Origin of the sequence: Oscillibacter sp. MSJ-31, assembly GCF_018918025.1 — a bacterium.
In the GTDB taxonomy this organism is placed as follows: domain Bacteria; phylum Bacillota; class Clostridia; order Oscillospirales; family Oscillospiraceae; genus Hominicoprocola.
This window is the reverse complement of the sequence record NZ_JAHLPT010000010.1, coordinates 20,393-45,206: the sequence shown is the minus strand read 5'-3', so window position 1 is coordinate 45,206 and position 24,814 is coordinate 20,393. Positions and strand designations below refer to the sequence as shown.

Genomic DNA, 24,814 nt, shown 5'->3' with positions numbered 1-24,814 from the left:
TCCTTATGCAAGGGCTGTAGCGATCCATTTCCCGAGCAGCTGCAAAAGGAGAAAGTGCGCGGGATAGAAAATGTAAAAGAAATATTTTCCGCCGCGCCGCCCGCGTTCGCCGCTGTAGAGCAGCAGGAGCGGTGCGCACAGCAGCACCCACGGCGAGGCGATGAGCAGCGGGAGCAGTCCCGCGAGCCGCCATACGCCCGCCGAGCGCAGCAGATAGAAAAGCGCGGCGGAGAGCGTGCCGAGAAAGACGTATTCGCTGCGGACGGCAAACGCCGCCGCGCCGAAGACGAGACAGGTCAGGACGTACAGCGCTATCCGCTTCCCGCGCTCTGCCGCGTCGGACTCAATGCGTGCGAGCACGAATAGCTCCAGACAGGAGAGCGAGAGCGTAAAGAGTACGTTTTGAAGCGCGGGACCGGTCCACTGCTCATAGTGCGCGAGGTTGAAGACCGGCTCGCTGACAAGGGCAAAGGCCAGCAGCGTGAGGAAATACCGCTTCCGGTCCCGTGTGTGCGTGAAGCCCTCGGCGAGCAGGAAGACATAGAGCGGAAAAGCGAGGTGGCCCAGTACATCAAACACGCGGTAGACGCCCTGCACGGCGCCGAGCCATGCGGGCGCGTTCTGCGGGATGAGCGTGCTTCCGTCCTCACCGCGGAACGGCGCGAAAAAGCCGCGCCGGATCACGAGCATATTCGCATGGTCGCAGAGCATGGAGACCATGGCGATGTATTTGAGCGCGAAGCCGCTCAGCTTTTTGGGGATCTGTTTCATGAAGGGTTCTCCTGTGTGCGCGCCGCGCGGAGAGCGGAGCGGAAGTCCTCCCACGCCTCGGGGTGGTCGACGTAGTATTTCGGACAAATTTTGCCGGTCACGTCGTAGTGGCGGATGACGTCGGCGGGAGCGAGATCGAATTCCTCGCACAGCCACGCGGTCAGGCGCAGAAGGCTCGCCATCGTCTCGGCGGAGAACTCGCCCGCCTCATCCGCGTGGCAGACCTCGATGGAAACGGTGTGGCTGTTCGCCTGCGAGGAGCAGTAGGCGATCTCAGTGAGCGGGACGCATTGGAGCACCTCGCCCTCCAGCCCCACGACGAAGTGGGCGCTGGCATAGGTCTCGTGCGTGAGGGCAAGGTTGGCGAAGAAGCTGCGGTTTGCCGCCGCCGAGGTGCCGGGGTTTCCGACGTAGTGGACGACCACGCCGTCGATCGTCTCGAGCGGCGTGCCGGGGCGGGAATACGGGTTGAGCGGCAGGATATCCTGCTCCACCCATTCCGGCGCGGACACATCCGCGCCGGGGACGCCGCGGTGGCGGAACCAGTAGACCAGCTCCGCGCCGATGCAGAGAACGAGCACGGCGATGACCGCCCGCTCCAGCCGGACGCGTCTGCGCTTTTTTCGTGCAGCCATGCGTCAGAAGCCGCGCGCGGTCGCGGGCGTTTCGATGCCCATGCCGGCAAGCGCTTCGAGCGTGCAGGTCATGCCCGGCGTGACGATCGCACAGACGCTGCCGCTCGAGGCCGTGTCGATCGACCGGTCGGTCGGTTTCTCGTCCATCCGGACGCTGTACCACAGCTCCAGCTCAACGTAGAAGCTGCCGCTGTAGAGCGTGTCCTCAAAGAGCGAGGCGTTGGAGGCGTGACCCGCCTCGTAGTCGCGGCGCAGCGCGGAGACGAGCGTGTTGGCCTGCGCGGAGGTCAGCTCGCCGTCGTCCTCGCCGTAGGCGCCGTCGCTGACGACGTCGTAGTAGCCGCCGGTGAGATAGGCGTTGCTCTTGTCGTCCGCCAGCTCGCCGAGCACGCGGTCGAGTGCGGCCTCGGGACAGTTGAGCAGCGCCGTCATCGTCTGCGCGACGGAGCCGGGCTCGTTCAGCTCCCGGGAGAAGGCGCGGCAGTCGACGTAGCTGCGGCGCACGACGCGCCCGTCCGTGAGCGTGTAGGTGACGGTGAAATAGAGATAGCTGTCGACCGGAGCGTCCGCGGGCGTTTCATAGGTGGTCCGCGCGTAGCTGAGCTGGCGCGCCTTGTCGGCGATCATCGCGCGGTGCGCGGCGAGGGTGCGCTCAATGCTCTCCGGCTCGTCGAGCTTGCAGGAGAGGTAGTCGCCGTTCGAGGAGAGATAAACGGAGACGAACTCCACCTCCTCCGCGTCGGGCGTATAGCCCTCGTAGCCGGTGAGGTCGAGCGACATGGCGACGCCGAAGCACACCAGCACGGCGGAGAACACCAGCGCGCCGACGCGGCCTGTGCGCCAGACGCGGAAGCTCTTGTGCAGCAGCATTTCCGCGGCGAAGTAGCCGAGCAGGCCGGTGAAGAGCATACAGGCGATGGTGCCGGGGAGCGAGTATTGGCCGTTATGGAGGTTGAGACCGAAGACGAGGAAGTAGATAAGCTGCCCGAGCGAGAACGCGGCGCAGACCGCTACGCCGTATTTGAAGACCGGGCACATCCACGGCACGGTGACGATGGAGCCGGTCGCCTCGCTCGCGCGGCGGCGGTAGACGAGCAGGCCGAGCACGGCGAGCACGATGCCGACGGCAGCATAGATGCCGAGCACGCCAAGGCCGCTGAGCATATACTCGTCGCCCCGAATGACCTGATGCGTCCCGTCGCTGAGGATGCGGTCCACGCGGGCGACATTGCTCACGTCCAGCACGCAGACAAGCTCCCAGGCAGGCGAGAGGAAGGCGAAGGTCTCCGGAGCGGAATAACCGCTGTAGCCGTAGAGGAAGTTGCCGGCAAAGGTGCGCACGAGCCACTCCATACCCGCAGCGAGAACATTCAGGATCCCGTAGAAGACGGGCGCCGCTAAGATCTGGCCGGTGAACATCATGCAGAACACGCCGAAGGAGTAGAAGAACAGCACCGAGAGCACGGCGGCGAGCAGCGCGGTACCGAGCGCGGTAAGGTCCAGCGCGCCGAAGCAGGCGGCGGTGATGCCCGCGAGGGCAAAGGCGAGCACGAGCGCGGAGACCATGCACACAAGGCCGGTGAGGTAGTTGGTCGCGTACAGCGTCTCACGCCGCACAGGCATGGAATGGAAGCCCTGCGTGGCGCGGGGGTTGGTAAGGTAGGCGAACATCGCCATGGCGAAGAAGATGCCGAACACGGCGCCCATCACAAGCCCGCCGTAGGCGCCGATCTGCAGCAGGTAATACGAGGCGTCGGCCACGGTCGAGACACCGTGATAGTCGGCCAGCTCGTTGAGCAGCGGCAGCGGCAGGAGCAGCAGCCAGATCAGGACGTAGCCCAGCCACAGCGGCCAGAAGCGCTGCAGGTTCTTGCGGAAAAGCGCGCGGTTAAAGAACGATGTCGCGGACTGCATAGTCGGCACCTCCCAGCTCATAGATGAAAATTTCCTCCAGCGTCAGCGGCACGGCCTCCATGTACACGGGGTCCAGCGCGGCGAGCCGCTCGGTGATCTGCTGCGTATTGCCGCGGAAGATGATGGTGAACACGCGCCCGAGATGGCTCTCGTGCAGCAGGTTCAGCCCCGCGGGGAGCTCCGGCGCGCCCTCGCCCCGGAAGACGATCTGCATTTTGACCGTGTTCTCCTGCAGCTCGGAAAGGCTGCGCTCGAGCAGGACCTTTCCCTTATTCATGATGCCGACGTGGTCGCACACGTCCTCCAGCTCGCGCAGGTTGTGGCTGGAGACGAGCACCGTCGTGCCGCGCTCGGCGACGTCCTGCATGATAAGGCTCCATACCTGACGGCGCATCACGGGGTCGAGGCCGTCCACCGGCTCATCCAGAATGAGATAGTCCGGCATACAGCACATGGCGATCCAGAACGCCGCCTGCTTCTGCATTCCCTTGGAAAGACGGCGGATGAGCTGCTTTTCGTCCAGCGAAAAGACGCTGCGCAGCTTTTCATAGCGCTCCATGTTGAACTGCGGATAGAAGCCGCGGTAAAATTTCATCATGTCGCGGATGCTCGACTGCATAAAATAGTGCCAGTCGTCTGGAATGGAGGCGATGCGGCGCTTGACCGCCACATTCTCCCACACCTGCTCGCCGTCCACGGCGATGCTGCCGCTGTCCTGCCGGTACACGCCGGTCAGGTGGCGCAGCAGCGTGGATTTGCCCGCGCCGTTCGGCCCCACGAGACCGTAGATCGCGCCCTGCGGCACGGTCAGGCTCGCGCCGTCGAGCGCGGCAAAGCCGTCAAAGGTCTTCACCAGCTCACGAATTTCGATCATTTCTCTTCCTCCTCCCGGTAGATGGCGTCCAGCTCGGCGGTCGTCATGCCGAGCGCGCGCAGCTCGCGCAGCGTTTCACGCAGGGTGTCGATCAGCGCGAGGCGGCGGGCGTCGTCCTCCGCGCGCTCGCGGCGCACGGCAAAGCTGCCCTTTCCCGGGACAGACGCGGCGTAGCCCTCCGATTCCAGCTCGCTGTACGCGCGCTGGATGGTGTTCGGGTTGATGGCGAGCTGACTGGCCAGCGCGCGCACCGAGGGGAGCTTTTCCCCGTCGGCGATCGCGCCGGAGACGATCAGCCGCCGCAGCCCGTCGCGCACCTGCTCGTAGATCGGGCGCGCGTCGCGGTAATTCAAGGTGATCATAGCGGTGCCTCCTGTTTGCTTATCGACTGAGAAGTACGACGACGGCGACGAGCAGGACCACAAGGATCGCGCCTACGCCGACCGTCAGAACGCTGAAGGAAACCATGCTGCCATCCCTCCTGACTGTATTAAGCGTATTAGTACAGTTAGGATAGCATGAGAGCGCCGCTCTGTCAAGTATTTTTCGGAAATTGGCGAAATCTCACAGAAGAACGATAAGGCCCTGTTAAGAATTTATCTATTGTACCAAATCGTCATATTGACGAAATTTAATAATTTTAAAGTACCAATTTAACAAAAATGGAGAAAGTGCCGTCGGACGGTTGCTTTTGCGCGTGGAATCTGCTATCTTAATACCGTAGAGAAAGGGCGGGAAGACCCAATATGCCCTTTTGAAAGCAATGCAATTTAATAGGAGAGGGGAAATCACATGGATAAGATCATAGAAATCAACAGTGCGGTAAACGGCTTTGTATGGGGACCCATCATGCTGGCACTGCTGGTCGGCACGGGCATTTACCTGAGCTTCCGCGTCGGCTTCATTCAGTTCTCCAAGATCGGCTACTGGTGGAAGAACACCATCGGCAAGATCTTCCAGAAGTCCGAAGCGGGCGAGGGCGAGATCACGCCGCTGCAGGCGGTCTCCACGGCACTGGCGTCCACGGTCGGCACGGGCAACATCGCCGGCGTCACCGGCGCGATCATCCTCGGCGGCCCGGGCGCGGTGTTCTGGATGTGGATCTCCGCTCTCTTCGGCATGGTCACCAAGTTCTCCGAGGTCACCCTCGCGGTCAAGTACCGTGAGCGCAACGAAAAGGGCGACTGGTGCGGCGGCCCGATGTACTACATCAAGAACGGTCTCGGCCCCAAGTGGAAGTGGCTGGGCGTCATCTTCTCCGTGTTCGGCGCGCTCGCCGCGTTCGGCATCGGCAACATCTCCCAGATCAACTCCATCGCTTCCTCCGTCAACTCCGTCGCGGTCGCGTTCCATGAGAACGCCAAGGAGTTTGACACGGTCATTGGCCTCATCACCGGCGTTGTGATCGCCATTTTCGTGGCGCTCGTGCTCCTCGGCGGCGTCAAGCGCATCGGTCAGGTCACCGAAAAGCTCGTCCCCGGCATGGCGGCCATCTACATCGTCTGCGCGCTCGTGGTCGTTATCGCCAACGCGGGCACGATCCCCGACGTGTTTGCCAGCATCTTCCAGGGCGCGTTCAACCCCTCCGCCGTCGTCGGCGGCGCGGTGGGCGTGACCATGAAGCTCGCCATCACCAAGGGCGTCGGCCGCGGCGTCTTCTCCAATGAGGCCGGTCTCGGCTCCGCGCCCATCGCGCACGCCGCCACCTCCGAGAAGAACCCCGTCCGGCAGGGCCTCTACGGCATCTTCGAGGTCTTTATGGACACCATCGTCATCTGCACCCTGACCTCCCTCGTTGTCCTCTGCTCCGGCGCGGCCACCGGCAACTACGGCAACAACGATCTCGCGGGCGTGCCCACCGCGGTCGCGGGCTTCGCCAGCGTCTTCGGCGACAAGCTCGGCTCCCTGATCCTTGCCGTCGGCCTGCTGCTCTTCGCCACCTCCACCATCCTCGGCTGGGCGCTCTACGGCACCCGCTGCGCGGAGTTCCTCTTCGGCAGCAAGATCATCCGCCCCTATCAGGCCCTCTTCTGCCTCGTCGTCATCGCCGGCTCCGTGGCCGACCTCAAGCTGGTGTGGGATATCTCCGATACCCTCAACGGCCTCATGGCGATCCCGAACCTGATCGCGGTGCTGCTCCTCAGCCCCGTGGTCATCAAGCTGACGAAGGAGCACTTCAACGGCGTGAATGCAGGCAAGCTCGAATAAGCGAATATCCAGTCTCCTGCGGCGGGACGGACCATGCGGTCCGTCCCGCTTTTTGCTCCCACGGCGAAAAAAAGGAAGAAAACGCGGAATATTTTCGCAGATTTCCCTTTACAATAGAAAAAAGCCGTGGTATGATATCAAAGCGCGTGAAGGCGCGCGAGGAGCATACCCGAACTTAGGACGCGGATCGTCACCTGTCCCGCCGCTCAGTTCAGGGTGAATATTTTTGAAAGGTGGAAACACAACTATGATGCTCAAAGACCAGAAGACTGCCATTATCGAAGCCAACCGCACCCATGAGAGCGACACCGGTTCTCCCGAGGTCCAGATCGCCATTCTCACCGAGCGCATCAACCAGCTCACCGAGCACCTCAAGGTCCACGCGCAGGATAACCACTCCCGCCGCGGCCTGTACAAGATGATCGGTAAGCGCCGCAGCCTGCTCGACTACCTCATGAAGAAGGACATCGAGCGCTATCGTGCCATCATCGCCAAGCTCGGCATCCGTAAGTAAGAGACAATATGCGCGGGGGAAGGATATTCTTTCCCCGCGTGTTTTGCTATCTTGCACCCCCGATTTTCCCGCAAAAGCCCGCAAAACAGGGAGCCGACGCCCGCATTTTAGCAGTTGATCTTGTCCGCGACGCGTTCGCGGCTGAGCTCAAGTGCTAAAGGGTCGGACAAGGCTCCCGACAAAAATCTGAAAAGGAGTATGATCATGTCCACCATCATCACCCACCGTCAATTCCCCGGCTACCACAAGTATGAAATGGAGCTCGCCGGCCGTCCGCTGACCCTCGAGGTCGGCAAGCTCGCCGAGCTCGCCAACGCCGCCGTCATGGTCGGCTACGGCGACACCCGCGTGCTGGTCTGCGCCACTGCGTCCGCCCGTCCCCGCGACGGCATCGACTTCTTCCCCCTCTCCGTCGACTTTGAGGAGAAGATGTACTCCGTCGGCCGCATCCCCGGCAGCTTCAACCGCCGCGAGGGCCGCCCCGGCGAGAAGGGCATCCTGACCAGCCGCGTCATCGACCGTCCCATCCGCCCGCTCTTCCCCTATGATTTCCGCAACGACGTGTCCATCATGGCGACCGTCATGGCGGTCGACCACGACTGTTCTCCCGAGATCGCCGCGCTCATCGGCACCTCCGCCGCCCTCGCCATCTCGGACATTCCCTGGAACGGCCCCGTCGGCGCGCTGAAGGTCGGTCTCGTCAATGGCGAGCTGGTCCTCAACCCCACGAGCGAGCAGCGCAAGGTCTCCGACCTTGACGTGACCGTCGTCTCCACCGGCAAGAAGGTCGTTATGATCGAGGCGGGCGCGAACGAGGTCGATAACGACACGATGTACCGTGCCATCGAGCTGGCGCACAACGAGAATCAGAAGCAGATCGAGCTGATCAACCGCATGGTCGCCGAGATCGGCAAGCCCAAGTTCGACTATCCCCACGCGAACTTCAATCAGGAGCTCTTTGACAAGATCGTTGCCGACTTCATGGACGAGGCCAAGGCCGCCATGGATACCGACGACAAGAACGTCCGCGAGGCCCGCTGGAACGAGATGATCGAGCACTGGCACGAGAAGTACCTCGAGGAGTATCCCGACATGGATCAGTACCTCGACGAGTTCACCTATAAGTTCCAGAAGAAGATCGTCAAGGCGTGGCTGCTCGAGGGTCACCGCGTTGACGGCCGTCAGAAGAACGAGATCCGTCCTCTCGCCGCCGAGGTCGGCGTGCTGCCCCGCGTCCATGGCTCGGGCCTGTTCACCCGCGGCCAGACGCAGGTGCTCTCCGTCTGCACTCTCGATACCCTCAGCGCCAACCAGAAGCTCGACACCATCTGGGAAGAGACTGAGAAGCGCTATATGCACCACTACAACTTCCCCGGCTACTCCGTCGGCGAGGCCAAGCCCGCCCGCAGCCCCGGCCGCCGCGAGATCGGTCACGGCGCTCTCGCCGAGCGCGCGCTGCTGCCCGTCATTCCGCCCGTTGAGGAGTTCCCCTACGCCATCCGCGTGGTGAGCGAGGTCGTCTCCTCCAACGGCTCCACCTCTCAGGGCTCCATCTGCGGCTCCACGCTCGCGCTGATGGACGCCGGCGTGCCCATCAAGGCGCCTGTCGCCGGCATCTCCTGCGGCCTCATTCAGGACGGCGACGATTTCACCACCTTCATCGACATTCAGGGCGTTGAGGACTTCCACGGCGAAATGGACTTCAAGGTCGCCGGTACGAAGAAGGGCATCACCGCCATCCAGATGGATCTCAAGAACGACGGCCTGACCATGGCGATCATCAAGAACGCGCTGGACATCACCTACGACGCGCGCGTGCAGATCCTCGACCAGATCATGCTGCCCTGCATCGCCGAGCCGCGTCCCGAGGTCAGCCCCTACGCGCCCAAGATGATCACCATGAAGATCGATCCCGACCGCATCCGCGAGGTCATCGGTAAGGGCGGCTCCGTCATTCAGAAGATCGTCGCCGACACCGGCGCGAAGATCGACATCGACGACGACGGCACCATCCACATCGCCTCTGCCGACGCCGCCGCCTGCGACGCCGCGAAGAAGTGCATCGACGACATCGTGTTTGTCCCCGAGGTCGGCAAGCTGTACTACGGCCGCGTCGTGCGCCTGATGCAGTTCGGCGCCTTCGTGGAGATCGCCCCGGGCAAGGACGGTCTGGTGCACATCTCCAAGCTCGACAAGAAGCGCGTCGAGAAGGTCGAGGACGTGGTCACCGTCGGCGACATGATCTGGGTCAAGTTCATGGAGATCGACGAAAAGGGCCGCTGGAATCTCTCCCGCAAGGACGCTCTCCTCGAGATCGAGGCCCAGCAGGCCGAGGCCGCCAAGGAGCAGTAAGCGACAAACAAGAATTTAAATGTAAAATAAGGCGCCGCCTGCCGATGGCAGGCGGCGCCTTGCTGCGCTTGTATTGCGTCTGGGTATCATTCTGAAGGGGATGATACAAAAATTGGGAAAGAGCAATAGAAGCCGCCTCGCTTATTGCGTCAAAAAGAGGGACACGGCTGCGCCGTGCCCCTTTTCAATTTTTCCGTTTTGTGGTATCATATCGACAAATATCGGCTATCATCAAGGAGGTCGTCTTATGCCCAACACCATTGCTGCCATCGCCACCGCGCCCGCGGCCGCCGCGGTCGGCATCGTGCGCCTGAGCGGCGCGGAGACCCGGCGCGTGCTCGCAGCGCTGTTCACGCCGGTGAACGGTCGCTCGGCTGCGGAGCTTCTGCCGCGGCGCATGACCTACGGCACGGTGCGCGACGCCGAGGGCCGCACGCTCGACCACGCGCTGGCGGTGGTGTTCTCCGCCGGAGACAGCTACACGGGCGAGGAGAGCGCGGAGCTGCACTGCCACGGCTCGCCGGTCGTTTTGCAGGAGGTCCTGCGTGCCGCGTTTGCCGCAGGCGCACGGCAGGCGCGGGCGGGAGAGTTTACCGAGCGCGCGTTTCTGAACGGCAAAATGGACCTCACCGAGGCAGAGGCGGTCATCGACCTCATTGACGCCGAGACCGCCGAGGCGGCGCGGAACGCCGCCGCCCAGGTGGACGGCGCGCTGCGCCGCCCGCTCGAACAGGTCTACGACGCGCTGCTGAGCCTCACCAGCCGCTTCTACGCCGTGGTGGACTACCCAGACGAGGACATCGAGGACCTGACGCTTGCCGAGACGGAGCGGACGCTCACGGAGAGCAAACAAACGCTCGCGGCGCTGCTCGGCACCTTTGCGCGCGGACGCGTGCTCAAAAGCGGCGCAGCGACCGCCATCGTCGGCGCGCCGAACGCGGGCAAAAGCTCGCTGCTCAACGCGCTCGTGGGCTACGACCGCGCCATCGTCACCGACCTTCCCGGCACGACGCGCGACACCGTGGAGGAGAAGGCGGTGGTCGGCGGCGCGCTGCTGCGGCTCATCGACACGGCGGGCATCCGCGAGACAGACGACGCCGTGGAGCGGCTCGGCGTGGAGCGCTCGCGCCGCGCGGTCGAGAGCGCCGATCTGGTGATCGTGGTAGCGGACGGCAGCCATACGCCGCTCACTGTGGAGCCAGACATTCTCGCGCTTGCCGCCCGAGCGCCGCATTGGATTCTGGCCATCAGCAAGGACGATCGAAACCCCGCCGTAAAGACCGCCGTTTGGAGACTGCCGGACGGCGCGCCTGCGCCGGAGCATCTGGTCTCCTTTAATTCCGTAATGCCCGGCGGGCTGGATGCGTTGATCGCCACGATCGGAGACTGCTTTCCTGCCGGCGTTCCCGCGGGCGGCACGCTGCTCACCAACGCCCGACAGGCCGAAGCCATCCGCCGTGCGCTCGAGAGCGTCCGTGCGGCGCACGAGGCGCTCACCGCCGGGCTGACGCCCGACGTGGTGCTCACCGAGGCCGAGGGCGCGCTTGACGCGCTCGGCGAGCTGACCGGCCGCACGGCGCGCGAGGACATGGTGACGCGCATTTTTGAACGCTTCTGCGTCGGAAAGTGAACGGAAAGCATTGTTTACAGAAAATTATTGATATTATCTTAACGTTCTGCTACAATACTGCCATTCTAAGGAAGAATCGACTCTATTCCCCAAAAGGGGCCGTTTGTCTGCGGCCCGGAAAGGAACGCCATGCGTGACTATATTATCATGACCGACAGCTGCTGCGACCTGAACCAGCAGGAGGTCGACGAGCTCGGGCTTACCGTTCTGCCGCTTTCCTTTACGATCAACGGCAAAACCTATCTCAACACGCCTGACCATGCCGAGATGTCCCCCGAGGAATTTTTCGCGAAGATCGCTGCGGGCGAGAACAGCACCACCGCCGCCGCCAATGTCGGCCAGTTCGACGAGGCGATGCGCAGGGCGCTCGACGCGGGCAAGGATATCCTGTGCATCTGCTTCTCCGGCGCGCTGTCCACCACCTACCAGTCCGCCTGCATCGCGGCGGAGGACCTGAAAAGCGAGTACCCCGACGCGAAGATCGTTGTCATCGACTCCCTCTCCGCCTCGCGCGGACAGGGAATGCTGCTCTACCGCACGGTGCAGGAGCGCCGGAGGAGCAGCCCCGACATCGAGACGCTGGCGGCATATGTGAGGAGCATCCTCCAGACCCAATGCCACTGGTTCATCGTGGACGATCTCAACCACCTCAAGCGCGGCGGCCGCGTGAGCGCCACGGCGGCTTTCGTCGGCACGATGCTGGGCATTAAGCCCGTCATGCACACCGACAGCGAGGGCAGGCTCATTCCCATGAGCAAGGCGCGCGGCACGAGGGCTGCGCTCAAGGCGCTGGTCGACAAGGTGGAGGAGCTGGGCGTCGAGCCGGACAAGAACCAGCCCTTGTTCATCTGCCACGCCAACTGCCCCGACTCCGTGGCATACGTCAAGGAGCTGCTGGAGGAGCGCTTCGGCGTGACGGACGTCCGCGCGGACTTCATCGGCCCCGTGATCGGCGCGCACACCGGCTGCGGCACGCTGGGGCTGTTCTTCGTGGGGACGCAGCGATGAAGTGGCTGGAGCTGCATATCGACACCGCCCGTGCCGGTCTGGAGCCGGTCAGCGAGCTGCTGCGCGAGCAGGGCGTCGAGGGCCTTGTCATCGACGACGAGGCGGACTTCAAGGATTTTCTCGAAAACAACCACCAGTATTGGGACTATGTGGACGATGAGCTGCTGGCGGAGAAGCACGGCAAATGCCGCGTGACCTTCTACCTCGAAGAAAGCGAGAGCGGTTTTTCCACGCTGGCGCAGGTGCGCATCGCGCTCTCGGCGCTCAAGAAGCAGCATCCCGAATACGCGCCGCTGCTCCTCACGATGGAAAACGTGGAGGACGCCGACTGGGAGAACAACTGGAAGCAGTTCTATAAGCCCATGGAGATCGGCGAGCGCCTGCTGGTCATTCCCGAGTGGGAGCAGGCGAAGCCGACGGAGCGCGTGAAGCTCATCCTGAATCCCGGGCTGACCTTCGGCACGGGCAGCCACGCGACCACACGCCTGTGCCTTCAGGCACTCGAAAAGCACATTCGCGGCGGCGAAAAGGTGCTCGACCTCGGCTGCGGCAGCGGCATCCTCTCCATTGCGGCGCTGCTGCTGGGCGCGGAGGACGCCTTCGCCTGCGACATCGATGACAAGTGCGTGGGCGTTGCCTACGAGAATGCCGCGCTCAACGGCATCGGGCGGGAGCACTACACCGTCCGCGCGGGCGATGTGCTCAGCGACAAAAGGCTCGCGCGCGAGTTCAGCGGAGACTATGATATCGTCGTGGCGAACATCGTGGCGGACGTCATCATCGCGCTCGCGCCGCAGGTGCGGCCGCTGCTGAAAAAGGGTGGGCTGTTCCTCTGCTCGGGCATCATCGACGACCGCGCGGTCGAGGTCGCGGACGCGCTGCGTCTTGCGGGCTGGGCGATCATGGAGGCCCGCGAGAGCGAGGGCTGGTTCTCATATTTGTGCAAATAACAGCACAGCAAAAGAGGAGCGTTCTCTGTCATAGAGAACGCTCCCCGTGTTTGGTGCCGTATCGCGTGCAATTTATTTCCTGATTTTTTGCAGCATCCTTGTAAATTCATCCGGCAGGGGACAGGAAAGCTCCACGACCTCGTGCGTGCGCGGATGGAGAAAGCGCAGGCCGACCGCGTGCAGGCATTGCCCCGTCAGGCCGGGGACCTCCTTCTTTGCACCGTATACCGTGTCGCCGAGAATGGGATGCCCGATGTAGGCCATGTGGACGCGGATCTGGTGCGTGCGTCCCGTTTCGAGCCGGCAGCGGACGTGGGTATAGCCCGGATAGCGGGCGATGACCTCCCAATGCGTGACCGCCTCGCGCCCGCCGGCGACCACCGCCATGCGCTTGCGGTCGGTCGGATGGCGCGCGATGGGCGCGTCCACCGTGCCGCGGTCCTCGCGCAGAGCGCCCACAACGATGCACTCGTAGGTGCGCGCGAGCGTGTGGTCGGCGAGCTGCACGGAGAGGTACTGGTGCGCCGCGTCGTTCTTCGCCGCGATGATGAGACCGCTCGTGTCGCGGTCGATGCGGTGGACGATGCCCGGGCGCAGCGCGCCGCCGATGCCCGAGAGCGTTCCCGCGCAATGGTACAGCAGCGCGTTGACGAGCGTGCCGTCCGGGTGCCCCGGCGCGGGGTGGACGACCATGCCGCTGGGCTTGTTGACCACGATCACGTCCGCATCCTCGTACACCACATCGAGCGGAATGTCCTGCGGCACGGCCTCGACCGGCTCCGGCTCGGGCAGCGTCACGGCGATGTCCTCGCCGCCCGCGAGCTTATAGCTTTTGCTGACGGACTTCCCATCCACCGCGACCTCGCCGCTCTCGATGAGCCGCGTCGCCTGCGAGCGGGTCAAGCCGTCAAGGCTCGACGCAAGAAATGCGTCGAGCCTTTGATTTTTGCTTTCTTCACTTGCCCTGAGCCGGATCGGTTCCATGGTCCTTCTCCCAATTCTTCGCGTCGGTGTTCGGGTAGATCCAAATGTAGTAAACGAGTGCCGCGATGGTGCCGCAGACCACAAAGCAGTCCGCAACGTTGAAAACCGGAAACTCGATGAACGTGCAGTCGAGCATATCCACCACATAGCCGAGGCGAACGCGGTCAATAAGATTTCCCACGCCGCCGCCGATCACGGCGGTCAGCGACCACACGCCGAGCGGGTGCCGCACGATCCGCGCGAGCAGCCATGCGAGCGCGAGCATCCCCACGCCCGTCACGCCGATGAGCAGCCAGCGCTCGCCGGAAAAGCTCGACCATGCCGCGCCGAAATTGCGCACATAGTGCAGCCGCAGCAGCCGCGGGAGAAACTCCGCGCTCTCGCCCACGGCGAAATGGGTCACGATATAGGCCTTCACCCACTGGTCCAGTGCGACGATGGCCGCGATAGCCAAAGGGCAGAGCCACAGCGAATGCTTCTTCACGGCTGCGGCACCTCGCTGAAGTCATTGGGATAGACGAGCACCCACTCCGCGTCCGCGGGGGCAAGTGCGAGCGTTTCCACCTGCGCCTGCCTCATGCCGAGGCCCTCCGGCAGGTCGCGCAGCGCGGCGATGGGGGCGTAGTAAAAGCCCGCGTCGCCGTCCTTCACGCCGCCGCTTGAGAGCACATAGTCCGTCGCGCCCGCGCCGTACAGCTCAAGCACCACGGGATCGTACCACGCGGTGAGCAGGCTGCCCTCCTCGCCGCTCTCGCCGATGGGAACGGTCTCGCAGTAGTATTCCTGCTCGGGGCTGCCGTTTTCCGTGCCGTCGGATGCGCCCGCGATCTTGGCTCTGTCCGCTGCCGCGCCGCCAAGCTGGTGGTCATAATACGGGCTGGACTGCACCGTTTCACAGCGCTGCTCGGGATATTCCACCTCGGCATCCGTATCGGGCAGCGGATCGCTGGGCGGCGCCGCCATCGAAAACATCGCCTGATCCTCCTGTGCGGCGGGCGTATCCGGCGCAGCGCTGGTTGTTTCCTGCTTCATTTCCGTTCGCGGGATCGTTACCGCCGCCGCGAGCGCGACGATCGCCGCGCAGGCCGCCATCGGCATCCAGCGGCGCCATGCGCTCGGCTTTTTCATCCGCGGCATTGCCGCCTTCTCCGCGCGCACCGCGTCCATCACGCGCGCCGTAAAGCCCTCCGGCACGTCCTCATCGCCGAGAGCGAGCATCGCGCCGGATAACTGCGCGTATTCGTCCAGCCGTGCGCGGCAGTCCTCACATTCGCCGAGATGCGCGCGCACTGCCGCGTTCTCCTCCTCCGTCAGCTCTCCGTCAAAATAGGCCGAGAGCAGCGGCGCAAATTCTTCACATTTTTTCATCTTGCGTTCCTCTCCCCTCCGACAGTTCGATTACATTCTGTAACCTTTGACGCTGACTTTTCAAAAAAGTTCCCGTCTGCCGCCAAATAATTTCGCAGCAGCAGCCGCGCGCGGTTGATGCGGCTCTTCACCGTGCCGAGCTCCAGCTCCGTGACCTCGCAGATCTCCGCATAGCTGAGCTGGTGCAGCTCGCGCAGCACGAGCACGCGCCGGTAATCCTCCGGCAGCGCGGCAAGCCCCTCGCGCACCAGCCGCTGCGTCTCCCGACCCTCGACGTGCTCCTCCGGCGTGGGCGCACGGTCGCGCACCTCAAGGTGTACGTCCTCGTCGTCGAGCGATATGCCGTCCACCGTGCGTTTGTTACGCCGCAGCAGGTCGATGCAGGCGTTGCTCGCCAGACGGTAGAGCCAGGTGGACAGCGCCGCGTCCTCGCGGAAGCCCTCCAGTCCGCGCCAGAGGGCGAGGAAGGTATCCTGCGCGGCCTCCGCCGCGTCCTCGCTGCTGCCGCACATACGCAGGCAGAGGTTGTATATTTTCTTCTCATGCAGCCGGACGAGCTGTTCAAAGGCTGCCTCGTCGCCGCCGCGCGCGGCTTGGATCAGTTCACTTTCGTTCATGTCCGCTCCGTGTGTTCAGTCGCTCAGATCGCGCTTGATGCCCGCCGTGACGCGGTAAAGATCCTCAAGCGTCTCCATATGGTTGATCTGGTCTTTATAGTAGTTGGCGTATTTCACGCCCTTGAGATACCAGCAGTAGTGCCGCCGCGCTTCGAGCAGCGCGACCTTTTCATTGCGGAACTCCGCGCTGCGTTCGATCTGGCGCACCAGCGCGTCGCAGCGCTCGGCAAGCGGCGGCAGCGGCGGGATCGGCTCGCCCGCGAGCGCGGCTCTGCACTGCTGAAAGAGCCACGGATTGCCGAAGCAGCCGCGCCCGATCATCACCGCGTCCGCACCGGTGAGCTTCAAGGCTTTTATCGCATTTTCCGGGGTAAAAACATCGCCGTTGGCGATAACGGGGATCTTCACCGCTTCCTTGACCGCGCGGATGGTCGACCAGTCTGCCTGGCCGCCGTACATCTGCACGCGGGTGCGCCCGTGGACGGTGATGCCCGCCACGCCGACGCTCTCGAGCAGCACGGCCAGCTCCGGCGCGTTGATGCTGCCCTTGTCCCAGCCGCGGCGCATCTTCACCGTGACCGGAACCTTTACCGCCTTGACCACCGCCTCGACGATGCGCGCTGCCTTTTCGGGGTCGCGCATCAGCGCCGAGCCGTCGCCGTTGTTGACGATCTTGCCGACCGGGCAGCCCATGTTGATGTCCAGAATGTCCGCACCGCTCGCCTCAATGGCGATCTCGGCGGCCTCCGCCATGCAGACCGGGTCGCTGCCGAAGATCTGCGCCTGCATCGGATGCTCGCCCGGAAAGGGCACGAGCAGCGTGCGGCTCTTTTTATCCTGATAGCACAGCGCCTTCGAGCTCACGAGCTCCGTGCACGTCAGCCCCGCGCCGAGGGACGCGCACAGCTCGCGGAACGCCGCGTCGGTCACGCCTGCCATCGGCGCGAGCGCGAGCTGCGAGTTGATCTCTACTGTACCGATGCGCATGGGCGTTCCCTCCTTCTCCATGTTTCATAGAAGAAAATTATACCACAGCTTTCCCAAAAGCGGAAGTCCTTATTTTTGCGCGGCAAAACGCGGCAAAAAAGGGCGGCTCCGAAGAGCCGCCCCGGTATGGCGGATGCTGTTTTGCTCAGGCTGCGTCGCGGCTCTCGCCGGAATAGCTGCTGCCGTAGTAGCCGTTGCCGAAGAAGCTATTGAAGAAATCCCAGGGATTGTAGTAATAGCCGCCGTTGCTGCCGTTATTGCCGCCCTGTTGCTGCTGGCTGTTGTCCTGCGCCGTCTCCTGCGTCTGCGGGGCGGCGTCGAAGGTCAGCTCGACGGTCTGCGTCTTACCCTCGCGGTAGATGGTGAAGGTCGCGGTGTCTCCCGCACTATAGCCCTTCTTGACTGCGACCAGATCCTCATAGCTCGTGATGGCCTTGTCGTCGATCTTGGTGATGACGTCGCCCATCCTGAGGCCCGCCTTCTCGGCGGCACTGCCCTCCTCCACCGAGCAGACGAACACGCCCTGCGTGACATCGTAGCGGAACTGCTGCGCTATCTGTGCGTTCATGGTCTGGGGCGTGATGCCGATGTATGCCTTGTTGGTCACATAGCCGTTGGTCATAATGTCCTTGACCATGGCGAGCACATCGTCGATGGGGATGGCGAAGCCGATGCCCTCAACGGTGGTGTTGGAGTAGCTCGAATACTTCGCGGACACGATGCCGATGACCTCGCCGTAGCTGTTGAAGAGCGGGCCGCCGGAGTTGCCGGGGTTGATGGAGCAATCGACCTGGATCATGTTGAAGGGCTTGCCGTCCACATTGATCGCGCGGTTCACGCAGGAGACGATGCCCTGCGACATCGAGAAGGTCAGCTCGCCGAGCGGGTTGCCGACCGCGGCGACCGTCTCGCCGATCTGCACGCTGCCGGACTTTCCGATCACGACCGGCTGGAAATTCGTGCCCTCGACCTTGATGACGGCGATGTCGTAATCCTCGTCGCCGCCGATGACGGCGGCATCATAGGTCGTGCCGTCGTAGGCCGTGACCTTGACGGTGCTCGCACCCTCGATGACGTGATAGTTGGTGAGGATGTAGCCGTCCTTGGTGATGAAAAAGCCGCTGCCGCTGGCGGCGGACTCTGTCGTGCGGCCGAAGACATTCGTCGTGGTGGACACGTTGATGCTCACGACGCTGTTGACGTTGGCGGCGTAGACCTCGGGCATGGTGAGCTGCTGCTTGCCGTCCACCTTGACCTGGCGGACCTCGGCGACCTGACGGTCGGAGACCTCGATCTGCGTCGAGCCGTGCGCGGAGGTAATGGCGTGTTGCGTGATGCCCGCGCCCGCCGCGCCGCCGATGAGCGCGCAGGCAAGCGCCAGCGCGGCGATCTTCAGCCCCAGCCGATTCTTCTTCGGCTTCTTTTCCTCCCAGGGGTCTGCCGTTGCCGCGGTGTTCGGCACCTCGGTGCAGTCCACGTCGCGGACATTCTCCACCTTGTCGCCCTTGCGGTAGCTGTAATGGTACAGGTTGTTTTCGTCTTCGTAATACATAGATAAGCCTCCTTGCCGTGAAGCGTTTATTTTTCTTTTGATGCTACCGATGATACCCCCTGTTTATGTCCATTTCGTGAAGCCGGAACGAATTTTTTTGAACTTTTTTTGAATAGGCCATAAAGAAATCCTGAAGAATGGCCGAATTGGAAAAAATAGCTTGCGCGGGACATTCGGATATACTACAATAAAGCCGATTTCCCGATGCGAAAGGAGCGCTGCCATGCTGAAGATCGAAGGGCTGAAGCTCGCCCCGGGCGAGAGCGAGGCGTTATTATACGAACGCGCCGCGGCGGCGCTGCGTGTCAAAGCGCCCCTCCATACGCTGCACATTCTCCGCCGCAGCATCGACGCGCGCGACGGCGTGACGTTTATTTATACCGTTTCCGCCGCGCTCGAGAACGAGGAAAGAGTGCTGCGCCGCGCGAGGAACAAAAGCGTCAGCGTCTACGCGCCCGCCTTTTACGAGCTGCCGCCGATGATCGCCCCTCCCGCCGTGCGTCCCGTGGTGATTGGCGCGGGCCCGGCAGGACTGTTCGCGGCGCTGGTGCTCGCCCGCTGCGGCGCGCGGCCCATCCTGCTCGAGCGCGGCGAATGCGTCGAGCGGAGACGGCGCGATGTCGAGCGCTTCTGGGCAACGGGCGAGCTGAACGAGCACTCGAACGTCCAGTTCGGCGAGGGCGGCGCGGGCACGTTTTCCGACGGCAAGCTCAACACCGGCACGAAGGACGTCCGCCACCGCTATATTTTAGAGGAGTTCGCCGCGTTCGGCGCGAGCGAGGATATTCTTATTGACGCCAGGCCGCACATCGGCACCGACCGGCTGTATATCGTGCTGCAAAATCTGCGGCAGGAGCTGCTTTCCCTCGGCGCAGAGGTGCGCTTCAACCATCAGGTCACCGGACTGGAGCAGAGGGGCGGACGGCTCGCCGCGCTGCGGGTCACGTCTCCCGACGGAACGTATACGCTCCCCGCAGAGCACGCGGTGCTCGCGGTCGGTCACAGCGCGCGCGACACCTTCGCCATGCTGCGTGATGCGGGCATCCCGATGGAGCCGAAGCCCTTTGCCGTGGGCGTGCGTATCGAGCACCGCCAGAGCGATATGGACGTGCAGCAGTATAAGCAGTACGCGGGCCACCCCTCGCTGCCGCCGACCTCGTATAAGCTCTCGGCCCACACGGCGGCGGGGCGCGGCGTGTTCTCGTTCTGCGTCTGCCCCGGCGGACAGGTCGTCGCCGCGGCAAGCGAAGCGGGCCGCGTGGTCACGAATGGCATGAGCGAGCTGGCGCGCGACGGCGAAAACATCAACGGCGGGCTGCTCGTCTCCGTCACGCCGGAGGACTTCGGCGGCACGGACGTGCTCGCGGGCGTCGCCTTTCAGCGACGGCTGGAGGAGGCCGCCTACGCCCTCGGCGGCGGAGGCTATGCCGCTCCCGCACAGACGGTCGGCGATTTCCTCGCGCACCGTCCGTCGATCGGGCCGGGGAGGGTCACACCGACCTACCGCCCCGCCGTGCGCTGGTGCGACCTGCACGATTGCCTGCCGCCGTTCGTCTGCGCGGCGCTGGAGGAGGCGCTGCCGCTGTTGGAGAAAAAGCTGCACGGCTTTGCCGCGCCCGACGCGGTGCTCACCGCGGTCGAGACGCGCTCCAGCTCCCCCGTGCGCATCGTGCGCGACGATACCTATCAAACCGCTCTGCGCGGGCTCTATCCCTGTGGCGAGGGCGCCGGCTATGCCGGCGGCATTCTCTCCGCCGCGGCGGATGGGATGCGCTGCGCGGAACAAATTATAAAGGAGATCACTCAGCATGGCTAAAAAGATCGGCGTCATCATCGACTTTCTCAACGACAAATACGAGCGTCAGCTCAACGCGGCGGCAGCCAAATATGGCTACGAGATCGAGTATTTCCCCTCGTCCGCCGAAGCGGTCGGCAGGGTGGACGACTGTGAGATCCTCTACGGGCACTGCTCGCAGAAGGTCATCCGCAGCGCGAAAAGCCTCAAGTGGTATTGCTGCTGCTGGGCGGGTGTGGACCGCTTCTGCGACGAGAGCCTGTACCAGAATCCCGACTGTCGGCTCACCAACTCCTCCGGCGCCTACGGCACCACCATCTCCGAGCATCTCATCATGGTCTGCCTGATGCTGCTGCGCCGCCAGATGGAGTATACCGAGATCATCCGCGCGGGCGGCTGGGAAACGCTCTCCGGCGGTATCCGCTCGCTGCATGGCGCGCGCATCACTGTGCTCGGCACGGGCGACATCGGCACGGAGTTTGCCCGCCGCGCGCAGGCCTTCCATCCCGCGTGCATCACCGGCGTGCGCCGCACGGTCAGATCCTCCGACCCGGCGTTCACCTCCATCCATGCCATCGCGGAGCTGGACAGCGTCTTGCCCGAAACGGATCTTCTCGTGATGGCGCTGCCCTCCACGGCGGAGACCGTGGGCATCCTCTCGCGCGAGCGCATCGCGCTGCTGCCCAACAGCGCCTTCGTCGTGAACGTCGGCCGCGGCACTGCCATCGACCAGGAGGCGCTCTGCGACGCGCTCAACGCCGGGCGGCTCGCCGGCGCGGCGCTCGACGTGGTCGTGCCTGAGCCGCTGCCCGCCGACCACCCGCTGCGCCGCGCGAAAAATCTGCTGCTCACGCCGCACGTCGCGGGCAACATGACGCTCGGCTACACCTGCGACAAGAGCGTGCAGATGTTCTGCGACGATCTGGAAAACTATGCCGCGGGCCGTCCGCTTGCGCATCTGGTCGACCGGAAGAGAGGCTATTAAAAATGGGCTTCCCCCTCAAGACGGTCCTGCTGCGGCTGGTGCAGGGCTTCATCATCGGCGCAGGCGGCATCCTGCCGGGCATCTCCGGCGGCGTGCTGTCGGTCATCTTCGGCATCTACCGGCCGGTGATGGAGGTGCTCGCCCACCCGTTCAACGGGCTGCGCCGCCATCTTTCCCTCCTGCTGCCGGTCGGCGCCGGCGCGATCCTCGGCTTCCTGTGCGGCGGCGGGCTGATCCTTGTGCTGTTCGACCGCTCGGAAAAGCTCGCGACCTGCCTGTTCATCGGCCTGATCCTCGGCACGCTCCCGAGCCTGTGGGCCGAGGCGGGCGCGCAGGGGCGCGGACGCGGCGCGTACCTTTCCTGCGCGGCCAGCTTTCTTGCCCTCTCCGCCGTTTTGCTCTACGCGCAGTACGGTGCGTTCTACACGATGCGCCCGGGCTTCCTCGGCTTTCTCTTCTGCGGCCTGCTTTGGGGCCTGAGCCTGATCGTACCGGGCATGACGTCCTCCTCCATCCTGATGGCGGTCGGGCTGTTTACGCCGATGGCCGAGGGCTTTGCAAGGCTCGACATGGCTGTGATCCTGCCGTGGCTGCTCGGCATGGCGCTCATCGTGCTGACGCTCGCACGCGTGGTGAACTGGTGCTTCCGGGCGCATTACCCGCTTTTCTACCACGCCGTGTTCGGCATCGTGCTGGCCTCGACGGTCGTTATCATCCCGCTGCATTACGACGGCGCGCGCGACGCGCTTTTGTGCCTGCTTGCCGCCGCCCTCGGCGCGCTCGCAGCCTATCTCAGCGCGAAGCTACAGCCGAAGGAGGATGCATAAGAACATAAAAAGTCGGCAGGAACCGTATGGCTCCTGCCGACTTCCTTGTTATCCTCTCTTCCTCCTTCGGTACAGCCGCGCGAAGCGGCGCAGCAGCTCGTCATAGAGAAAGAGCAGCACCGCGCCGAGCGCAAAGGTCGCCGCGATGAGCCACGGGGCGGTTGCCGCCAGCTCTGCCGTTACCGCGTCGAGCCGGAACACAAAGACGAGCAGCGCGTACATCGCGCCGACGGCGAGAACGTATAGCCCGAGCTTCGTGAGAAAGCGCAGCGCGCGGCTGCCGATCGCGTCGAGACTCGGCTGCACGAGCGGGTAATAGCCCAGAAAGCAGAAGAGCAGCGCGGATTCCTTGTCCGGCCCAAGCAGCAATCCCAAAATGGCGGCGGCGAAAAAGCAGCACCATTGATAGCTCGCGCGGCATTCCTCACGCACGGGCAGCAGGCAGGCGGACGCGAGCAGGGGACAGGCGTAGAGCGCCAGCGGCAGCACGCCGCCGAGGAACAGGAACAGCACCGCCAGCGCACCAAGCACGCTTGCGAGCGCCAGCTCCCTCGTCTGTTGTCTCATGGGAACTCCTCCTTACGGAAAAGCGCCGCCTGCGGGCGGCGCTTTCGGTTTATTCGTGGTCGGGCGTTTCCGCGCCGTTACCGGCGGGAGCGTCCTGCGCAGGGGTCTCCTCCGCGGGCGTTTCCGCGTTCTTGCCGTTCTCCGCGTCGGATGCGGCGGACTCGTCCGGTGCTTCGCCGCCCAGCGGCGGCATTTCGATCTTCTCGCTCGTCATGGAAATGTGACGCGCGGGCGCTTCGATGGTGCTCGGCACGGAGGGACGGAAGTCGCTGTCGCTCCTGCGCGTGGAGGCGTAGGCGTCCTCCACCGCCGCGGGATCGCGGCCCTCGAGGATGGCGACCATCTCGCCGCCGGTGATCGTCTCCTTCTCCAAAAGATAGGCGACGACCTTGTGCATATCGTCGATATTCTCCTCGATGACCTTCACCGCATCGGCGTAGCACTTCTCCAGAATTTCCTTGACGGCCTTATCCATCACGGCGGCGGTCTCCTGCGCGCAGTCGAGACCGTAGCCGCCGTCGAGATACTGGCTGCGCACGGAGCCGAGCGCCATCATGCCGAACTCGTCGCTCATGCCGTACATGGCGACCATGTTGCGCGCGATGTTCGTGGCCTCCTGAATGTCCTGAGAGGCGCCGTTGGTCATCGTGTGCATGATGACCTCCTCGGCGGCACGGCCGCCCATGGAGACGGCGATCTTCGCCATCAGCTCGTCGCGGGTGCGCAGATTCGTCTTGTCCTCCTCGGGCATGAGGAGCGTGTAGCCGAGGCTGCCCTCGGTGTGGGGCACAATGGTGATCTTCTGCACGGGCTCGGCGTTCTTCTGCCTGTAGGCGACCATCGCGTGGCCGACCTCGTGGTAGGCGACGAGCTTCTTTTCAAACTCGGTGAGCACGCTGTTCTTCTTCTCGCTGCCCGCGATGACGAACTCGAACGCGGCGAGCATATCCTCCTGCGTGACGAGCTTGCGGCCCTTGCGCACGGCGCGCAGCGCCGCCTCGTTGACGATGTTGGCAAGGTCCGCGCCGACGCAGCCGGCGGTCGCGAGCGCGACCTTCTTGAGGTCGACGTCCTCGCCGAGCTTGATGTTGCGGGTGTGGACCTCGAGCGTGGCGATGCGGCCCGCGAGGTTCGGGCGGTCGATGGTAATGCGGCGGTCGAAGCGGCCCGGGCGCAGCAGCGCCTGATCGAGCACCTCGGGGCGGTTGGTGGCGGCGAGAACAATGATGCCCTTGCCGGGGTCGAAGCCGTCCATCTCAGCAAGCAGCTGGTTGAGCGTCTGCTCACGCTCGTCGTTGCCGCCGAAGCGCGTGTCGCGCGTCTTGCCGATGGCGTCGATCTCGTCGATGAAGATGATGCAGGGCGCTACCTTCGAGGCCTCGGCAAAGAGGTCGCGCACGCGGCTCGCGCCGACGCCTACGAACATCTCCACAAAGCCGGAGCCGGAGATGGAGAAGAAAGGCACGTTCGCTTCACCCGCGACCGCCTTGGCGAGCAGCGTTTTGCCCGTGCCCGGAGGACCGACGAGCAGCGCACCGCGCGGCAGCTTCGCGCCGATGTCGGTATACTTCTGGGGATTGTGCAGGAAGTCGATGATCTCGACGAGGGATTCCTTCGCCTCGTCCTGACCGGCGACGTCGGCAAAGGTAACGCCGGTGGATTTTTCCATGTAGACCTTCGCGTTGGACTTGCCGACGCTGCCGAGGCCGCCGAAGCCGCCGCCCCCGGTCTTTTTGCTGATGAAGCGCATCATCAGGATAAACGCGCCGACCATCAGCGCCGTGGGCAGGACGTAGTTGAGCATGATGATCTCGAGATACGAGGTCTCCGCCTTGTAGGGCTTGCCGAACTCCACGCCGTTTTCATCCAGGAACGACCGCAGCTCAGGGTCGTTGATCTGCGTGGTGAAGAGCTGGAAGTCCCCTGAGTAGGTCTTGCCGTCCGCGTCGGTGTAGGTGAAGCCGTCCACGGGCGTGATGTTGAGCGTACGGTCCGCGATCTCGACCTCCTTGACCTTGCCGTCGCGGACAAGGTCGAGAAATTCGTCGTAGCGGATCTCGCAGGTGCTCTCCGCCAGCTTCTTCGTGTCCATCGCCGAGAGGAGATAGTTGAAGCCGATGGTCAGCACCAGCGCCCAGATGAGCAGCGACAGCACGCCCCTGCGGCGGTCGTTGTTCTTGTTGCTTTTGTTTTTGTCGTTCTGATCCATGTATCTGCGTTCCTTTCCGCCTGCGGCCCTGCGCGGGCACAGGCGACAGCTTGCCAAGTTAATTATA

General features: G+C 63.7%; 22 protein-coding genes. 9 read left to right on the top strand and 13 right to left on the bottom strand.

Features of this window, described 5'->3' with window-relative positions; genetic code table 11:
- Positions 1–3: 3 nt before the first annotated feature.
- Genes KQI17_RS08370 through KQI17_RS08350 form a run of 5 tightly spaced genes read right to left on the bottom strand, consistent with a single transcriptional unit; the run spans position 4 to position 4,556 of the window.
- The gene (locus KQI17_RS08370; protein ID WP_216495724.1) at positions 4–771 is read right to left on the bottom strand and encodes a TraX family protein; all 768 of its coding nucleotides are present in this window, start codon (positions 769–771) and stop codon (positions 4–6) included.
- Positions 768–1,406: an N-acetylmuramoyl-L-alanine amidase family protein gene (locus KQI17_RS08365; RefSeq protein ID WP_216495723.1), complete on the bottom strand. Its 639-nt coding sequence runs from the start codon at positions 1,404–1,406 to the stop codon at positions 768–770. The genes KQI17_RS08370 and KQI17_RS08365 overlap by 4 nt, the downstream gene beginning before the upstream one ends.
- 3 nt (positions 1,407–1,409) lie before the next feature.
- A complete protein-coding gene (locus KQI17_RS08360) occupies positions 1,410–3,320 on the bottom strand; it encodes a hypothetical protein (protein WP_216495722.1) in 1,911 nt (636 codons plus the stop codon).
- Positions 3,295–4,194 carry an ABC transporter ATP-binding protein gene (locus tag KQI17_RS08355; protein WP_216495721.1) on the bottom strand — a complete coding sequence of 300 codons (900 nt, stop codon included), beginning with the start codon at positions 4,192–4,194 and terminating at the stop codon, positions 3,295–3,297. The genes KQI17_RS08360 and KQI17_RS08355 overlap by 26 nt, the downstream gene beginning before the upstream one ends.
- Positions 4,191–4,556 (bottom strand): GntR family transcriptional regulator, encoded by a 366-nt coding sequence (locus tag KQI17_RS08350; protein ID WP_216495720.1) that lies wholly within the window; start codon positions 4,554–4,556, stop codon positions 4,191–4,193. The genes KQI17_RS08355 and KQI17_RS08350 overlap by 4 nt, the downstream gene beginning before the upstream one ends.
- A 430-nt stretch (positions 4,557–4,986) precedes the next feature.
- On the opposite strand from KQI17_RS08350, the gene KQI17_RS08345 reads away from it, so the two are divergent.
- The 6 genes from KQI17_RS08345 to prmA all read left to right on the top strand — a co-directional run bounded on the left by KQI17_RS08345 (position 4,987) and on the right by prmA (position 12,856).
- On the top strand, positions 4,987–6,402 hold the full coding sequence (locus KQI17_RS08345; protein WP_216495719.1) for a sodium:alanine symporter family protein: 1,416 nt from the start codon (positions 4,987–4,989) through the stop codon (positions 6,400–6,402).
- 247 nt (positions 6,403–6,649) lie between these two features.
- Entirely contained in the window at positions 6,650–6,916 is a 267-nt protein-coding gene (rpsO, locus tag KQI17_RS08340) for a 30S ribosomal protein S15 (protein WP_022017900.1), read from the top strand.
- A gap of 204 nt (positions 6,917–7,120) precedes the next feature.
- The gene (locus KQI17_RS08335; RefSeq protein WP_216495718.1) at positions 7,121–9,268 is read left to right on the top strand and encodes a polyribonucleotide nucleotidyltransferase; all 2,148 of its coding nucleotides are present in this window, start codon (positions 7,121–7,123) and stop codon (positions 9,266–9,268) included.
- 247 nt (positions 9,269–9,515) lie between these two features.
- Positions 9,516–10,898, top strand: a complete 1,383-nt coding sequence (gene mnmE, locus KQI17_RS08330) for a tRNA uridine-5-carboxymethylaminomethyl(34) synthesis GTPase MnmE (RefSeq protein ID WP_216495717.1) — start codon at positions 9,516–9,518, stop codon at positions 10,896–10,898.
- Positions 10,899–11,027: 129 nt separating this feature from the next.
- Positions 11,028–11,906, top strand: a complete 879-nt coding sequence (locus KQI17_RS08325; protein ID WP_216495716.1) for a DegV family protein — start codon at positions 11,028–11,030, stop codon at positions 11,904–11,906.
- Positions 11,903–12,856, top strand: coding sequence for a 50S ribosomal protein L11 methyltransferase (gene prmA, locus KQI17_RS08320; protein WP_216495715.1), 954 nt, complete (start codon positions 11,903–11,905; stop codon positions 12,854–12,856). The genes KQI17_RS08325 and prmA overlap by 4 nt, the downstream gene beginning before the upstream one ends.
- 72 nt (positions 12,857–12,928) lie before the next feature.
- Here prmA and KQI17_RS08315 read toward each other — a convergent pair whose 3' ends face one another.
- The 6 genes from KQI17_RS08315 to KQI17_RS08290 form a co-directional block, all read right to left on the bottom strand.
- Entirely contained in the window at positions 12,929–13,840 is a 912-nt protein-coding gene (locus tag KQI17_RS08315; RefSeq protein ID WP_216495714.1) for an RluA family pseudouridine synthase, read from the bottom strand.
- Positions 13,812–14,324 (bottom strand): signal peptidase II, encoded by a 513-nt coding sequence (gene lspA, locus KQI17_RS08310; RefSeq protein WP_216495713.1) that lies wholly within the window; start codon positions 14,322–14,324, stop codon positions 13,812–13,814. Before lspA ends, KQI17_RS08315 begins: the two co-directional genes overlap by 29 nt.
- Positions 14,321–15,208, bottom strand: coding sequence for an anti-sigma factor (locus KQI17_RS08305; protein ID WP_216495712.1), 888 nt, complete (start codon positions 15,206–15,208; stop codon positions 14,321–14,323). The genes lspA and KQI17_RS08305 overlap by 4 nt, the downstream gene beginning before the upstream one ends.
- Complete coding sequence (locus KQI17_RS08300) at positions 15,205–15,825, bottom strand: RNA polymerase sigma factor (RefSeq protein WP_216495711.1); 621 nt, start codon at positions 15,823–15,825, stop codon at positions 15,205–15,207. The genes KQI17_RS08305 and KQI17_RS08300 overlap by 4 nt, the downstream gene beginning before the upstream one ends.
- A gap of 15 nt (positions 15,826–15,840) precedes the next feature.
- A complete protein-coding gene (gene dusB, locus KQI17_RS08295; protein WP_371821977.1) occupies positions 15,841–16,833 on the bottom strand; it encodes a tRNA dihydrouridine synthase DusB in 993 nt (330 codons plus the stop codon).
- Positions 16,834–16,957: 124 nt separating this feature from the next.
- A complete protein-coding gene (locus KQI17_RS08290) occupies positions 16,958–18,364 on the bottom strand; it encodes a S1C family serine protease (RefSeq protein ID WP_216495710.1) in 1,407 nt (468 codons plus the stop codon).
- 223 nt (positions 18,365–18,587) lie between these two features.
- Here KQI17_RS08290 and KQI17_RS08285 point away from each other — a divergent pair, with 223 nt between their 5' ends.
- The 3 genes from KQI17_RS08285 to KQI17_RS08275 are packed head-to-tail and all read left to right on the top strand — an operon-like array spanning position 18,588 to position 21,971.
- Complete coding sequence (locus KQI17_RS08285; protein WP_216495709.1) at positions 18,588–20,180, top strand: NAD(P)/FAD-dependent oxidoreductase; 1,593 nt, start codon at positions 18,588–18,590, stop codon at positions 20,178–20,180.
- Positions 20,173–21,144 carry a D-2-hydroxyacid dehydrogenase gene (locus KQI17_RS08280; protein ID WP_216495708.1) on the top strand — a complete coding sequence of 324 codons (972 nt, stop codon included), beginning with the start codon at positions 20,173–20,175 and terminating at the stop codon, positions 21,142–21,144. Before KQI17_RS08285 ends, KQI17_RS08280 begins: the two co-directional genes overlap by 8 nt.
- A 2-nt stretch (positions 21,145–21,146) precedes the next feature.
- Positions 21,147–21,971 carry a DUF368 domain-containing protein gene (locus KQI17_RS08275; protein ID WP_216495707.1) on the top strand — a complete coding sequence of 275 codons (825 nt, stop codon included), beginning with the start codon at positions 21,147–21,149 and terminating at the stop codon, positions 21,969–21,971.
- Between the two features lie 48 nt (positions 21,972–22,019).
- On the opposite strand, the gene KQI17_RS08270 is transcribed toward KQI17_RS08275, so the two are convergent.
- Both KQI17_RS08270 and ftsH read right to left on the bottom strand, forming a co-directional pair.
- Entirely contained in the window at positions 22,020–22,538 is a 519-nt protein-coding gene (locus tag KQI17_RS08270) for a hypothetical protein (protein ID WP_216495706.1), read from the bottom strand.
- 49 nt (positions 22,539–22,587) lie between these two features.
- On the bottom strand, positions 22,588–24,747 hold the full coding sequence (gene ftsH, locus KQI17_RS08265; RefSeq protein WP_216495705.1) for an ATP-dependent zinc metalloprotease FtsH: 2,160 nt from the start codon (positions 24,745–24,747) through the stop codon (positions 22,588–22,590).
- Between the last annotated feature and the right edge of the window lie 67 nt (positions 24,748–24,814).